The sequence below is a fragment of the Faecalibacillus faecis genome, from assembly GCF_003024675.1.
Taxonomy (GTDB): Bacteria; Bacillota_I; Bacilli_A; order Erysipelotrichales; family Coprobacillaceae; genus Faecalibacillus; species Faecalibacillus faecis.
In genome coordinates this window covers 64,109-78,445 of sequence record NZ_PYLP01000003.1, presented here as the reverse complement: position 1 = coordinate 78,445, position 14,337 = coordinate 64,109, and the positions used below count along the sequence as shown (strand labels likewise).

Annotated in this window: 14 protein-coding genes; 7 read left to right on the top strand and 7 right to left on the bottom strand. The window is 32.1% G+C overall.

Annotated features, from left to right (window positions below; translation table 11 throughout):
- Positions 1-296 precede the first annotated feature (296 nt).
- Positions 297-1,682 carry a DNA (cytosine-5-)-methyltransferase gene (gene dcm / locus C7U55_RS03775; protein WP_106987414.1) on the top strand — a complete coding sequence of 462 codons (1,386 nt, stop codon included), beginning with the start codon at positions 297-299 and terminating at the stop codon, positions 1,680-1,682.
- Positions 1,683-2,102: 420 nt separating this feature from the next.
- On the opposite strand, the gene C7U55_RS03770 is transcribed toward dcm, so the two are convergent.
- The 4 genes from C7U55_RS03770 to C7U55_RS03750 form a co-directional block, all read right to left on the bottom strand.
- Positions 2,103-2,465 carry a hypothetical protein gene (locus C7U55_RS03770; protein ID WP_106987413.1) on the bottom strand — a complete coding sequence of 121 codons (363 nt, stop codon included), beginning with the start codon at positions 2,463-2,465 and terminating at the stop codon, positions 2,103-2,105.
- Between the two features lie 247 nt (positions 2,466-2,712).
- Entirely contained in the window at positions 2,713-3,906 is a 1,194-nt protein-coding gene (locus C7U55_RS03760) for a site-specific integrase (RefSeq protein ID WP_017143963.1), read from the bottom strand.
- 78 nt (positions 3,907-3,984) lie between these two features.
- A complete protein-coding gene (locus tag C7U55_RS03755) occupies positions 3,985-4,188 on the bottom strand; it encodes an excisionase (protein ID WP_002610247.1) in 204 nt (67 codons plus the stop codon).
- The gene (locus C7U55_RS03750) at positions 4,188-5,249 is read right to left on the bottom strand and encodes a replication initiation factor domain-containing protein (protein WP_347005501.1); all 1,062 of its coding nucleotides are present in this window, start codon (positions 5,247-5,249) and stop codon (positions 4,188-4,190) included. The genes C7U55_RS03755 and C7U55_RS03750 overlap by 1 nt, the downstream gene beginning before the upstream one ends.
- Positions 5,250-5,743: 494 nt before the next feature.
- Here C7U55_RS03750 and C7U55_RS03745 point away from each other — a divergent pair, with 494 nt between their 5' ends.
- The 3 genes from C7U55_RS03745 to dfrF all read left to right on the top strand — a co-directional run bounded on the left by C7U55_RS03745 (position 5,744) and on the right by dfrF (position 8,007).
- Positions 5,744-6,415, top strand: coding sequence for a helix-turn-helix domain-containing protein (locus C7U55_RS03745; RefSeq protein WP_002322214.1), 672 nt, complete (start codon positions 5,744-5,746; stop codon positions 6,413-6,415).
- Between the two features lie 310 nt (positions 6,416-6,725).
- On the top strand, positions 6,726-7,205 hold the full coding sequence (locus C7U55_RS03735; RefSeq protein ID WP_002322212.1) for an MGMT family protein: 480 nt from the start codon (positions 6,726-6,728) through the stop codon (positions 7,203-7,205).
- 307 nt (positions 7,206-7,512) lie between these two features.
- Positions 7,513-8,007, top strand: a complete 495-nt coding sequence (dfrF, locus tag C7U55_RS03730) for a trimethoprim-resistant dihydrofolate reductase DfrF (protein WP_002322211.1) — start codon at positions 7,513-7,515, stop codon at positions 8,005-8,007.
- 253 nt (positions 8,008-8,260) lie between these two features.
- Here dfrF and C7U55_RS13505 read toward each other — a convergent pair whose 3' ends face one another.
- Positions 8,261-9,079: a hypothetical protein gene (locus tag C7U55_RS13505; protein ID WP_106987412.1), complete on the bottom strand. Its 819-nt coding sequence runs from the start codon at positions 9,077-9,079 to the stop codon at positions 8,261-8,263.
- A gap of 291 nt (positions 9,080-9,370) precedes the next feature.
- Between C7U55_RS13505 and C7U55_RS03720 the strand changes: the two genes are divergently transcribed.
- The 3 genes from C7U55_RS03720 to C7U55_RS03710 are packed head-to-tail and all read left to right on the top strand — an operon-like array spanning position 9,371 to position 10,354.
- Positions 9,371-9,715: a hypothetical protein gene (locus tag C7U55_RS03720; protein WP_106987411.1), complete on the top strand. Its 345-nt coding sequence runs from the start codon at positions 9,371-9,373 to the stop codon at positions 9,713-9,715.
- A complete protein-coding gene (gene vapD / locus C7U55_RS03715) occupies positions 9,678-9,998 on the top strand; it encodes a VapD family protein (RefSeq protein WP_106987410.1) in 321 nt (106 codons plus the stop codon). Before C7U55_RS03720 ends, vapD begins: the two co-directional genes overlap by 38 nt.
- Before the next feature lie 20 nt (positions 9,999-10,018).
- Positions 10,019-10,354 carry a hypothetical protein gene (locus C7U55_RS03710; protein WP_106987409.1) on the top strand — a complete coding sequence of 112 codons (336 nt, stop codon included), beginning with the start codon at positions 10,019-10,021 and terminating at the stop codon, positions 10,352-10,354.
- Between the two features lie 122 nt (positions 10,355-10,476).
- Here C7U55_RS03710 and C7U55_RS03705 read toward each other — a convergent pair whose 3' ends face one another.
- Both C7U55_RS03705 and C7U55_RS03700 read right to left on the bottom strand, forming a co-directional pair.
- Complete coding sequence (locus C7U55_RS03705) at positions 10,477-12,120, bottom strand: glycoside hydrolase family 13 protein (protein WP_106987408.1); 1,644 nt, start codon at positions 12,118-12,120, stop codon at positions 10,477-10,479.
- The gene (locus C7U55_RS03700) at positions 12,113-14,329 is read right to left on the bottom strand and encodes an alpha-galactosidase (protein WP_106987407.1); all 2,217 of its coding nucleotides are present in this window, start codon (positions 14,327-14,329) and stop codon (positions 12,113-12,115) included. Before C7U55_RS03700 ends, C7U55_RS03705 begins: the two co-directional genes overlap by 8 nt.
- Positions 14,330-14,337 lie beyond the last annotated feature (8 nt).

Sequence of the window (14,337 nt, the reverse complement as noted above, 5' to 3'; positions counted from 1 at the left end):
CAATTATTGAAAAAAATATAGGAAGTATAAATTATAAAAAGAATTAGAAAAAATTGATTTAATGCGAAAAATACAATTATTTTTAACTTCTGGATATTTTATGAATTTTAATCAATAGTTTTTTAAGTAACTTAAAGATTTAAAATTTGATAGCTTGTTCATGAGAACAAATTCTCCCCTTTAAATATTGAGTTACTGCCATAATAAAAAATAGAAAAGGATCTTTACAAGGATATAAAAATGGGTTATTATATTCGAGAAAGATTGTTTGATGATAAAAAGAAGAGGTAAAAAAAGTGAAGAAAACAGTTTGCGAATTGTTTGCCGGAGTAGGTGGTTTTAGATGTGGACTTAATAATATAAGAACAGTAGAAGATTATGGCAAAGAAGAAAAGTGGGATACAGTTTGGTTTAGTCAATGGGAACCTTCAGAGAAGAAAACACAGTATGCACATGACTGTTATGTATATCGATTTGGTACTCGATTAGATAAAAATGGCGAAGATACTACTAATTATAATATTGAAGATGTAGACAAAACAACAATTCCTGATTTTAACTTATTAGTCGGAGGTTTTCCATGCCAGGACTATTCAGTAGCGTCTTCATTAGCTACATCCAAAGGATTGGAAGGTAAGAAAGGTATTTTATGGTGGTCAATACGAGAAATATTGGAAATAAAGAAACCGCCATTTGTTTTACTAGAAAATGTTGATAGATTGTTGAAATCTCCAGCAAAACAAAGAGGAAGAGATTTTGGTGTGATTCTTGCGTGTTTTCGTGATGAAGGATATACAGTTGAATGGCGAGTAATCAATGCTGCGGAATATGGATATCAACAAAGACGTCGAAGAACATTTATTTTTGCATATAAAAATAATACAAGATATGCAACAAAAATTTTAAATACAATAGGATATACAGATACACTCGAGGAAGAGAACAAGGAAAAATGTATGGAAAGTGTTATTTTAAATGATGGATTTTTTGCAGAGACTTTTTCTGTAAATAAAGCAAAATCCGCTAAGATGAAAGTTAAGAGGCTTTCGTCAGAAGTAGGAGAGGTATCTGATACGTTCCAATGCTTATTTGAAAATTCTGGAATAATGAAGGATGGGATAATATATACAATAAAGACTGTTCCAAATTATCATGGGAAACAGATAACACTCGGTGATATTATGGAGACTGAAAAGGTCGAAGAACAGTATTTTATTCCAGAAGAAAAATTATACTATACAGATCCAATGATTACACATAGTGATGAAACGAAACAGCGTCTACCAAAAGAAGATAGACAGACATGGCAGTATCTAAAAGGTGCAAAAAAATTGTTGCGTACAAGTTCAACAGGTCATAAATATGTATTTTCAGAAGGTGCTATTTCTATGATTGATCAAGAGGATAAACCTGCGCGTACAATGTTAACATCAGAAGGCGGATTCAGTAGAACAACTCATATTGTGAAAGATAAGATGACAGGAAGAGTAAGGTTACTTACTGCTACAGAAGCAGAGAGAATACAAGGATTTCCTACAAATCATACAAAGTATTGCTTGGTTAAAGGAGAAAAGGTAGAAATGCCATTGAGAAAGCGTAGATTTATGATGGGAAATGCATTAGTGGTTAATTTGATAGTAGATATGGAGAAAACACTAAATGATATATTTGATGAAGAATGAGATGGTGTTTGAAATCTATATATAAAAAATTCATTGATAAAAATTATTTCTGATAGAGGGACCGGCAGGAAAGAATTCAATTTTGAGAACCTTTTCAAAATGATTTTTTTCTAGCTACTATTAATTAAAATATTAGAGATAATTATGTTTTTATTTTCATGTTTAAAAATTTCATACTATCATATATTTATATAGTTCCTTTCATAGTATCTAGACAATATCAATGATAAACGAACTATAAAACGAAACAACAGCTAGAATTCTAGCTGTTTTTTTTATGACAATTAAATTATCAGAAATACATCCCCAAAAAATTGAGCTCCATGAGTTATTTTATAACCCTTAAAAATATAAAATAAAACCAATATATCTTCTAGATATCAAAAATCATGAGGATATGTTTTTTATATGAGAGATATATCAAAATATAATATCAATTTTGTTTTCATTTTCGAAAATTTCTACATTGATATCTAACCAGTTTTCTAAACCATCCAATTTCTTTTTTATTTTTTTAAATATTTCATTATTTTTAAATAATAAGGATATGTGTTTATAATTAAATACACATTCTATACTATTTAAAACTTCTATTGGTTCAATGTTTAATCCATAATCGGGATCACAACAAGTTTTTATAGGTTCTAATGTATCAGCTAGAGCCAAAATAAATAACAAAGGATTAGTATTGAATGATATCGATTGAGCGTGTGGTGGAATCAATTGTTCTAAACCACATTTTTCATATAATTCTATTGTTCCGTAATCAGTTGCAAACCACATATTATGAGAAATAATACAATCAGCTAGATATGCAAATATAGGAAATTGATTAACACAAAAATGAAGATTATTTCTATTTAAATCATATATGTCTTTTTGACTATCTTTTTATATCTTCTTAAATGTCCGCAAAGCCTTATTTTATAGGCTCTACGGGCATTTTGCTTTTGTGGTAAACCTCACATATCTAGGTCTATCTTCTTATATTTTCGCTATCAAGCGTGGTTAAAATCGTGGTAAATACTTCTTATGCGATTAGACGCTGAACCTCTGATTTTGCGGTATCTATGGACGCATGAGCATACCAGTTCATTGTGATACTGATGTTTGAATGTCCCATGATATACTGTAAATCTTTCGGGTTCATGTTCTTGCTTGCCAGTCTTGTGCAGAACGTATGGCGTAGCGTATGTGGTGTGATATGTGGCAAGGGGTTATCCTTGTGGTGTTTGTTATATTTCTTTACCATACGGACAAATAAGGCGTTGTAATCAATCGCAACTTTAGGATTGCCTTTCGGATTGACGAACAGAAAATCTTTGTATCCGTCTATCTCTATCAGTTTCCCTTTTGTGCGTTTCCTTATGACCCGTTGAAATGCCTGTATCGTTTCTCTGCTTAATGGCACTTGCCTTGTTCCACTCTTTGTCTTAGGCGTTTCAATATAATAGCCCTGTTCCTTGCTCTTTAATAACTGGTGGTCGATAACCACAACCTCATTCTTGAAATCAATATCGGCTACTGTCAGTCCGCACAGTTCCGAGATACGAAGTCCTGTCTTTAACAGTATCAGCACATCATCATAATACTTGTGATACACGTTATCCGTCTTGATGAATGACAGTAAGGCTTGTTCCTGTTCCTCTGTCAATGCTACTTTCTCTTTGGTATCATTTTCTATGATTTCACTTAACTTGAAATTAAAAGGGTTTTTCCTTACACAATCGTCTTGTATGGCGATATAGAATGACGCTTTTAACGAGCGTTTATGGTTGTTAATAGTGTTATAGGAAAAGCCTTTGTCTTTCATGCGTAACGCCCATTCTTTAGCGTCAGAGGGTTTTATCGTATCAATGCTCCTAGCACCTAACTTGTCCTCTTTCAATAACCGCATGAGTTGTTCCCGTTGTTTCTGTGTGCTTTTCTTCACATTTGCCCTCTGTGCGTTCTGTTTGGCGTAGAGTTGGCAAAGCGTCATTTTCTTGCCTGTGCTGTCGATACCGTCCTCAATATCCCGTCTTATCTGCTGTTCCAGTTCACGAAGTGAGGGTTTTTCCCGTTTTCCCTTTGGTGTCGGGTCTGTGGGTGTCAATCTCCAAGCATACACATATTTTGTGTTTCCAAATGCGTCTACATATTTATATAAGTATTTTCCGTCTGTTCGTTGGCTCTCTCCAGTATGCAGGATACGTTCTTTACTATCCCGTCTTTTTTCTTTCATGGTGTCTGCTCCTTTCCTTGTTGGAAAGAGCCTTGATATGACTTGTATTCATCATAACACATACAAGGCTCATTTGCATTAGATTGCGTCCAATTTATCAATGACCTTTTCAAACTGTCGGCGTTTAATCTGTATGCGGTTGCCATTCATAATGAGCCAGCCAGCGTCCTTGTTTTCCTCTGCCAAGCGTCTTAACTTGTTTTCTCCGATACGGAAATACTTTGACGCTTCTTCAATGGTAAGGGTGTATTTTTCCCATACGGGAATGTCGTTGTTATTCATCAGATACCCCCTTTCCCATGTTTCGTGTCATACTGGATATAGGGGATAAGGTCGGTGCGGTCTATCCTCTGTAAGTGGGCGGTTAATTTACTGGAAAGGGAACTGCTGTATCTTGCCCTGTCAAGCATAGTTCCCACTTTTTCCAGTCCACCTAATGCATCATGTTCTTCTAAGAAATAAAAACTTTTGACAGCAGAAATCACGCCACCCTCTGTGAGCCATTGCTGTGTTTCCTCAAGGGAATTATGTAGTTTCGGTACTTGCAGTTTCAAGACTTCCACAGCCCCTAAAAATCGTTCCCAAAACCGACACGTTTTCCATCTGCTCTTATTACTTTCATTTCTGTTTGGCACGACAAAGCGTAGGTTGTTTGCTAATAACCCGAAAGCCAGTTCCCCAAGTTCCAACGGTCTGTCTTTGAATGTCATGGCAAAAACATGAGCCTTATCATCACGCAGTTGCATTTCTGTCCGTTTCCAACTGCCGACTTCATCAAGTGTCTTATTATGTTTTGAACAGACTTCCTTATCCTTATCATAAAAGCGGTAGGATAATCCCGATTTACCAGCACCGATATAAACAGTCTTTGCGGTGTCGAAATCATCAAACTTGCTTTCGTCAAAGTGGTAGCCCTCACTATTAGAAATAAATTCCTCTTTTTCGCATTTCTTCTTTATCTGCTCTATGGTAAAGAATGGCTTTTCGTTCTTATCATCAATGGCAATATCAAGTCTTGTGAAATGAAAGTTATCCAGTCCGTATCTTCGCTCACAGCGTCGAAACATATCCCCAAAGGTATAATTCCTACTGTCGAGAATACGGAAAATATCATCACAACCTCTGCCGGTCATAACAAGATAACAGCCTAGCCCCTGTGGGTTATCCTCTGTCTTTCTTGCGTCCCCCGATACATAAATATCTCCAATCTGCCAGCGTGCTTGATAAGTCTTGAATTTTATCATTGCTGGATAAACATTGAAAATGTCAGTCGGTAAATCTAAAATGTGCATGATTATATCTTCAGCGGTTGCAGTATCAAATACAATGCTGATGTAATCAATCTTAACGGATAAATTTTTGTGTGTAGTTATAGTGCATTGCTCCTTTCGTATGCCCCGTTTTTTGCGGGTAAAAATCGTGTTTTTTCCTTTATTTATCACAGTTTCTAGGTACTATGACATGTATACGCAGGGCGGTGTTACATATACGCCCTTTACGAACGCCTAAAGGCGTTCCCTTTCTTCCTGTGTCTGCCCCGTTCTTAACGCTCACGAGCCTTGTAAGGCTCGTGGCTAAACGGAACAGCCCCAGTCAGAAACCTTATTTTCGGTCTGATAGTCCATGCTTATTCATGCTATCAAAGTGAAAATATATATTTTATATGCTTACTCAAGCGTGTGATTGACCCTAGCGTGCTTAATCACTCTGTCTAATACGATAATAACTCCATTAGAATTACTTGTCAAGAAGTTTTTGTTGACTTTTAGATATAGATTAAGTATGATATGCTTATAAATACCAAGAAAAGCAACGAAAGGAGCGGTTATACTAAGTTATGGAGCATTATGAAAAGAAAATCAGTTTCTTAGGAGAAAACATACAGACCATAAGAAAACACAGAGGAATGAAACAACAGGAACTTGCGGACAAAATCGGTATCAATATGCAGAGCCTTTCCAAGATTGAACGTGGCGTGAATTATCCTACCTTTGATACGTTAGAGAAGATAATGGACGTGCTGGGTGTAACGCCCAATGAATTATTGTCGGGAGAATGGAAGTATATTGACCACACCGAGCCCTATATCATGGATATTATCAAACGGGAACAAGACTTCAATGTTTCCTTAGATTACCTGTCTGAAAATGAATTTTTCGATGATGAAAAAGAATGCACATTTTACAAGGCATATAAACTCATACAGTATATCCATAACTACATTACCAATGAGGTTACGGAGTTGGAAGAACTTATGGAAATCAAGCAGTTGATACAGCGTCAAAAACTGGAACGCATGATAAAAGTGCATAAGGAAATGCGAGGGTTAGACCGATACAGAGAACAGCCCAAAGAGTATAAATACCATGACCCTTATGATGATTGGATATTTCGTCAGCTTGCGGATATAGACAACAGAAACAACATTCCCGACACTTCTCCACAAGTAGACTTCAATGAAGCAGACTATGAAGATTATCTAAAGGCGAAATGGAACAGAGGTCTTTAATTTCCTCTTGCATGGAAGATACAGCAAACAAAAAGCCCAGTAAAGAGTGCAAAGCACCACCAATGGTGGCAAGGCTCTTGACAGGGCTTTTTCTTTTCTGTTGTGGGGTAATCAAGAGGAAGAAAGAAAAAGTGTGCATTTTTGTTCCATAAATGCTAAGGGTATGCTGATTTTTATTGTGGCGGATATATGGAACTGTTATAATATGGATATGAAGAAAGCGACAAATTTGAAAGTGTTAATAATTTTCAAACAGCCTCATTGCATGGAAATAAGAAACAGACTATCCTTAAAGTAGGAGGTGGCACAAATGGCAAATGAAGATAAAAAAGATTTTAATGCTATGTTGCATGATAGTAAGGATATGCCAAAATTTCAAATTATCATAGACCAGAAAAGTATTGAGAAATATGGTGGAAACAAAATGTATTTTGCTCCCCCGATTGACTATGACAAAGTAATGAAAAAAGTTCCGTATGGTAAAGTGATTACGGTTGGAAAAATACGAGAACACTTTGCAAAATTGAGTGGTGCAGATTTTACAGAGCCGATTACAGCGGGTATATTTGTTTCTATTGTAGCGTGGGCGAGTTATCAGCGTTCCGAAGATGAAACACCCTATTGGAGAACATTAAAAGCAAACGGAGAATTAAATGCTAAATATCCAAATGGTATTGAAGCACAGAAAGAAAAATTAGAAGCAGAGGGACATACCATTATTCAAAAGGGGCGTAAAAATATACGATACTATGTAAAGGACTATGAAAATTCTCTTTTTGATTTGAAATAGGCAAATTCTATTTCACAATTTCATATCTCTATACACAAAGCAGTTAGTCTTAGGATTGACTGCTTTTTTCATACCTAAATTTCAGATTGGAGTGATGAAATGGTGTTTGTTAGAGCTGTTCAATAAGATTATCGGTGCATAAAATTTTATTGTGGTGCAGATATGAAAATGATATAATGTGGATATGAAGAAACGGACAAATTAGAATTTGTCGAGCTGGTTAGTTCGAGATAATTTTGAGTTTGTTAAGATGTGGTGCACTTGATGGAATCACAGGTACGACATCATATTATGGAGGATGAAATAGATGATAGGTTTGATTGTTGCGAGGTCAAAGAATAATGTTATAGGCAAGAATGGTAATATACCATGGAAAATAAAGGGAGAACAAAAGCAATTTAGAGAGTTAACAACGGGTAATGTGGTTATTATGGGGCGAAAGTCTTATGAAGAAATCGGTCATCCGTTGCCTAATAGAATGAATATTGTTGTTTCCACCACAACAGAGTATCAAGGAGATAATTTAGTTTCAGTTAAATCATTAGAAGATGCATTATTATTGGCTAAAGGACGAGATGTATACATATCTGGTGGATATGGACTATTTAAGGAAGCTTTGCAAATAGTAGATAAAATGTATATCACAGAAGTAGATTTAAATATTGAAGATGGAGATACATTCTTTCCAGAATTTGATATCAATGATTTTGAAGTTTTGATAGGGGAAACACTTGGTGAGGAAGTGAAATATACGAGAACATTTTATGTAAGGAAAAATGAATTGAGTAGATTTTGGATTTAGGGTGTTTTCATAAATATATTGCTTTTTATGCATATATAAATTGTTGTAAGACAAATTCCAGTTTGACAATTTCATATCCATACACACAAAGCAGTTAGTCTTAGGATTGACTGCTTTTTAAAAAGACACCATTTAGGTGTAATGATGTCTTTTGGGTGTTATTTTATAGGTCATATCAAGGCTCATTCAATCGTGGTAAAATCGTGGTAAAATGAGTTTTTTCTATACTTCAAAATACTTGAAAGTATAGTGTTTATGCGGATAATCGAAAATTAGATATAAAATTTATATAGAAATTTTCTATATTTTTGCTATCATCATTTAATGAAATATAAGATAAATAATAATTTTTTACTAAGCTATCATATAACCATAGCCCACCGACTATTCCATGATCATAATGATTGATATCTTCATTCATTTTGCAATATTCTAAATAATTAAAAATGGTAGATTTAGAATACATACTTCTAGTTATTATAGTTCCATTATTGAAAATAATGCTATTATTAGAACAAGGATTATTTCTAGAATTAGTTATGCTACATGGCTTTATAGGATTTATTCTAAAATAACAAGGAGAAGAATAAATAATTCCCAAGTCATAGTATGTATTATAGTTATGGTATTTATTGAATTTGTTAATAGGCTGATTATTTATTCTCATGCGATTTTGAAAATCTTTGGATTTTTTTCTATATTCAAATTTATATGTCCAATCCTTTTCTTGAACATAACCCATATCATGAAATAAAGAAACTAAGAACCAAAGATAGTTAAATTCAAAAATTTCATTTTGATTATCATCAATTATTTCTAAGTCATGATATGAACTGCTTTTAATAAGTAAACCAATACAGAAAACTGATAAAGTATGATTTATTCTAAGTGGTTCACATTCTTGTATTATGTCATGTATTAAATAACCCTTTCCACCATATGCAAAAAAATCTTTTATAAAATTTTTAGCATCATTTATATTTTTAGGAAGTTCTAATTCATTTAAGTAATAATTCCAATCTATAGGATTATTTTTAAAATAATCAGACATTGTTTGATATAAGTTTTTCATATTAATCTCTTTTCTATAAATATTTTATAGGTATATTTTAACGTATTACATTAATTTAATCATTAGGTTTTATATATGCACATTAAAAGCTGTTTAAATAAGTAAATGAAATTTGTTATGTTGCATTATTTAAATAGTCCAAAGAAATTATATAATCGTGATTTATCAAATCACGATTATATAAAAAATTAAAAATAATAAAAGAAAAATAGAAATGAATGGCGTATATATTAGTGAAGGGATATACTATTGATTGTAGTAATGTATGATAAAGATAAGAGGTGGATATATATGTTGATGGAAATTTATTTAAGTGAGGAAAAAGCAAAAAAGAATAATATAGATTTAAATGAATGTTATCAAAAGATAGATAAGTATTTTAAATCACGAGGAGTAGAAATTGTATCAAAAGGTATTTATAAAGGCGTAAGAAAAGATTTTGATACTTTTGCTATTGCACAAGGATCATTACCTGATACAAATTGGTTTTTAAAAGTAGTAGATCAATGGTATATAAGTTATTTTGGAGATGGACCTGAAAGTCCTGAATATAGAGAAGATGCTTTAAGATGTTATTATGAAGTAGAAAAACGTAATAATGGATTCTTTAGAAAGCAAAAAAGCGCTCAACTTTGATTTAAATGATTCTCTATTAAAAAAATACTACCCTTCAAAAAATTATAAAAAAGGATGGAGTGATCTTAAAAAGTATTTTATTAATAATGGATTTAAACATAGACAATATTCAGGTTATGTTTCTTTATATCCTATTTCAATGGCTGAAGTAGTACAAATAATTAAAAAATTATCTTCAAATTATACATGGCTAAAATATTGTGTTAAAGAATTTGATGTAACAATTGTAAGTGATGAATATAGTATGAAAAGTTATATTCAACCAGTAGACGTTTTTGATTGATGATGTGAGGTATTTGATATATGTTGATGGAAATCTATTTAAGTGAAGAAAAGGCAAAAAAGAATAATATTGATTTGAATGAATGTTATCAAAAGATAGATAAGTATTTTAAATCACGTGGTGTAGAAATTGTATCAAAAGGTATTTATAAAGGTGTTAAAGAAGATTTTGATACTTTTGTAATTGCTCAAGAGCAATTGCCTCAAACAAAGTGGTTTTTGAAAGTAGTAGATCAATGGTATATAAGTTATTTTGATGATACACCAGATAGCCCAGAATATAGAGAAGATGCTTTAAAGACATATTATCAAGTAAAAGAACAAGTTAAAAATTATGTTAAAAAACATCGTATTTAAACAAATAAAGTAAATAATAGAAGTTATCGGCAATAAACATAAATTTATACGTTGTTAAAATGTATAGTTTTTGCCGATAACGGCAATAAAAAGCCCTCTAGTTTATCACTAAAGGGCTGTTATTATTTTTTGATCATAATAAATTGATAAGGTTTTAAGGTTGTTGGGTTGTAATTGTTGTAGTTATCTAACAAAATGTTTCCTTGAGTTTCAGGAATTGGTTGTTCAGTGTTTGTAAAGTTACATAAACAAATAATTTCTTGTCCTTGATAAGTACGTTTATAACCAATAACATCATCTACAGTATTTACTTCTTTAAAATCTCCATAAACAAGAATATCTTCTTGTTTTCTAATAGAGATCATTTTTTTATAGAAGCTATAGATTGAATTTGGATCATTGAATTGACTTTCAACATTGATTTTATCTTGGCTTCCTGTCATTTTTAACCATGGTTCATGATTACTGAATCCAGCATATTCACTACTATCCCATTGCATTGGTGTTCTGGTATTATCTCTACTTCTAAGGTTAAGGAAATGCATGGCTTCTTCTTTAGTAAAGCCTTCTTCTAAAGCTCTTTGATATTGTCCATGACTTCCAATATCATCAAATTCATCAATGCTTTCTCTTTCAAAGTTTTCCATACCAATTTCTTCACCTTGATAGATAAATGGTGTTCCTCTTAAATTAAAGAACATACCAGCAAGCATTGTTTGAGAATAATAATTATGATTTTTCTTATCTAACACAAATTTATCGATTGCTCTAGGTTGATCATGATTTTCCAAGAAACTAGCAATCCATCCAAGTTTTTGTACTTCTCTTTGGCTTGTAAACAACAATTCTTTAAATTGTTTAACAGTCCAATCATTTCTTTTAAACCATTCTTCATCTTCACTAATATCAAAATTACAATAATTAAAATCAAACATCATTGAAAAACATCCTTGTTCACCAATAAAAATACCTAAATCCTTATATTGAACCCCTACTGCTTCTGCAACAGTCATACAATTATGCTTTTCAAAAGTTTCTTTCTTTAATTCATCAAAGAATACTTCAATACCTGGTTGATTTCTCGCAAAATCAAAACAAGCACTTAAACCATCTTGTCCATCAACAGGACCATCTAAATATCTTTGATCCTTTTTAATAAAGTTAATTGCATCAACTCTAAATCCCGCAATTCCTTTATCTAACCACCAATTAATCATTTTATAAAGTTCTTGTCTTAAAGTTGGATTTTCCCAATTTAAATCAGGTTGTTTTTTAGAAAAAGCATGGAAATAATATTCATCTCTACCTTCTACCTTTTGCCATACTGAACCTCCAAAAACAGATCTCCAGTTATTTGGTTCTTTACCATCTTTAGAGGATTTAAAGATATAATAGTCATGATAAGGACTATTTGGATCTTTTAAAGCTTCTTGAAACCAAGCATGTTCATCTGAACTATGATTGATAACGAGATCCATAATAATCTTAATTCCTTTAACTTTAGCCTTTTCAATCAATTCTTCTAAATCAGCCATTGTTCCAAATTCAGGATTAATATCATAATAATCAGAAATATCATATCCATTATCATCCATAGGTGATTTATAAATAGGACATAACCATAACAAAGTCACTCCTAAATCCTTTAAATAATCAAGCTTTTCAATAATCCCTCTTAAATCACCAATTCCATCTCCATTAGAGTCCTTAAAACTCTTAGGATAAATTTGATAAGCTATCTCTTTCTTCCACCATTCATTACTCATTTTCTTTTCTCTCCTTTAAAATATATAATTTAGAATAATAATCTCCACAACCATCCTTATTTTCACCACAAGAACTATCACTTATAATAAGTCCCACATTCATCAATTCATCTCCATATAAATCTAAATCATTAACATGATACATCTTATCTTCATCTAAACCTAATAAAGGTAAACGACGATAACCTACATTAACTTCTTGTAAAGGTCGATAGTAACCAACAATTGCTTGTGTTTTATCATGAGAGACAACCATCCAAGCTGTTTCGTTTGATGTAAATGGACTTTTTAAACGATAAAATGTTCCAAATTGAAATAAAGAACGATATTGTTTCATAAAACTAATTTGTTTTTTAATAATTTCTTTTTCTTCAAAGGTTAATTGATTAACATCTAATTCATAACCAAAAGTACCAAAATAAGCTACATTAGCACGTGTTTCAAGTGGTGTATTTCTAAATGTTTGATGATTAGGAATTGCTGAAACATGTGATTCCATTGAAGAAAGTGGGTAAACAAGAGAAGTTCCATATTGAATCTTTAATCTTTCTATTGCATCTGTATCATCACTGGTCCAACATTGAGGGGCATAATAAAGCATTCCTGGATCAAAGCGTGCTCCTCCACTTGCACAGGATTCAAAGAGTATATCAGGGTATTTAGTTGTTAGAACATCGTATAAATGATAAACACCTAGGATATATTCATGCATGACTCTTCCTTGTGATGAAACATCATGAGTGCTTGAATAGACTTCTGACATACAACGATTCATGTCCCATTTAATATATGAAATACAGGAATCATCAATCACATTCATCATTGCCTGGGCAATATATTCAACAACTTCATGATTAGAAAAATCTAAAATATATTGATTTCTTCCATGACAACTCTTTCTATGAGGAGTTTTTAATATCCATTCAGGATGATTTCTATATAAGTTAGAATTTTCATTGACCATCTCTGGTTCAAACCATAATCCAAATTTTAAACCTAAATCATGAATTCTCTTTGATAGACCACGAATTCCATGAGGCAGTTTATCTAAATTAGGGAACCAATCTCCTAATCCTTGATGATCATTATTTCTATTACCAAACCAACCATCATCTAACACAAATAACTCAATTCCTAATTCTTTTGCTGTATTAGCCATTGAAACAATCTTATCTTCATTAAAATCAAAATAAGTTCCTTCCCAATTATTCACCAAAATAGGTCTTACTTGATCTCGATATTTTCCTCTAGCAAGTCTTTTTTGATAAAGTTGATGATATGTTTGTGACATCTTATTCAGTCCTTGATTACTATAAACCATTACAACTTCAGGACTTTGAAAAGAATCTAAATGATCTAATAGATATTCAAAACCATGAGGATGAATTCCCATAGATACACGTGAGACATGATAATTATCGACTTCTACTTGGGCCAAAAAGTTACCACTATAAACCAAACTAAAACCTAAAACTTCACCACTTGTTTCTTTACAATTTTCTCTTTTTAAAGCAATAAAAGGATTAAATTGATGAGAAGAACAGCCTCTTAAAGAATAAATACTTTGAATACCTTCAGTAAGTTTTCTTGTTTTAATAGAACGTTCTCTTGCCCATGATCCTGTAAGTTCAATCATTTCATAATCTTGATCAGGTAAGTCTAAAGACATAGACATCATCTGATTAAGTCTTAATTTTTGTTTTCCTTCATTAATAATAAAAGCATTTCTTGTAATAACAGGTAAATCATGATAAATGGTATAACTTAACTGTAATTTTGTATCAATAACATCATCATATAGGGTAATGATCAATGTTTGTGCTTCATCTTCTTTTTCTACATAAGTTGCAGGTAAATGATCTAATTGAGGTTTACCTTGAATTATTTGATGATTTACATATTCAAAGTTTAAAATATGACTGCCATTTTCTTGGGTGATGTCGATTGCTGGATGACGTAAATCACCAGAACCATAAACAGGATATTCTTGTTTAATATGTTCTAATGAAAAAGTGAGATCACCTTCATAGCTACAAGATGACATTGGTCGAGGACTTGTTTCAAAAAGGTGATCAAAGTTATCTCGATCATGAATTCTTTTCCCATAATAGAGTTGACCTAATTGATTGTTTTTTAAGATTTTAAAGATATAACTGATTTGATCATTATATAAATGAAAAGTTTTACTTTCTTCATGAAATTGAATCATAAATTTCT

What these genes read in the sequence shown, in the direction of transcription:
- C7U55_RS03770 (WP_106987413.1), bottom strand. Translation starts at nt 2,465, where the DNA reads ATGTGGTTTGCAACTGATTACGGAACAATAGAATTATATGAAAAATGT.
- C7U55_RS03760 (WP_017143963.1), bottom strand. Translation starts at nt 3,906, where the DNA reads ATGAAAGAAAAAAGACGGGATAGTAAAGAACGTATCCTGCATACTGGA.
- C7U55_RS03755 (WP_002610247.1), bottom strand. Translation starts at nt 4,188, where the DNA reads ATGAATAACAACGACATTCCCGTATGGGAAAAATACACCCTTACCATT.
- C7U55_RS03745 (WP_002322214.1), top strand. Translation starts at nt 5,744, where the DNA reads ATGGAGCATTATGAAAAGAAAATCAGTTTCTTAGGAGAAAACATACAG.
- C7U55_RS03735 (WP_002322212.1), top strand. Translation starts at nt 6,726, where the DNA reads ATGGCAAATGAAGATAAAAAAGATTTTAATGCTATGTTGCATGATAGT.
- dfrF (WP_002322211.1), top strand. Translation starts at nt 7,513, where the DNA reads ATGATAGGTTTGATTGTTGCGAGGTCAAAGAATAATGTTATAGGCAAG.
- C7U55_RS13505 (WP_106987412.1), bottom strand. Translation starts at nt 9,079, where the DNA reads ATGAAAAACTTATATCAAACAATGTCTGATTATTTTAAAAATAATCCT.
- C7U55_RS03720 (WP_106987411.1), top strand. Translation starts at nt 9,371, where the DNA reads ATGTTGATGGAAATTTATTTAAGTGAGGAAAAAGCAAAAAAGAATAAT.
- vapD (WP_106987410.1), top strand. Translation starts at nt 9,678, where the DNA reads ATGGATTCTTTAGAAAGCAAAAAAGCGCTCAACTTTGATTTAAATGAT.
- C7U55_RS03710 (WP_106987409.1), top strand. Translation starts at nt 10,019, where the DNA reads ATGTTGATGGAAATCTATTTAAGTGAAGAAAAGGCAAAAAAGAATAAT.
- C7U55_RS03705 (WP_106987408.1), bottom strand. Translation starts at nt 12,120, where the DNA reads ATGAGTAATGAATGGTGGAAGAAAGAGATAGCTTATCAAATTTATCCT.
- C7U55_RS03700 (WP_106987407.1), bottom strand. Translation starts at nt 14,329, where the DNA reads ATGATTCAATTTCATGAAGAAAGTAAAACTTTTCATTTATATAATGAT.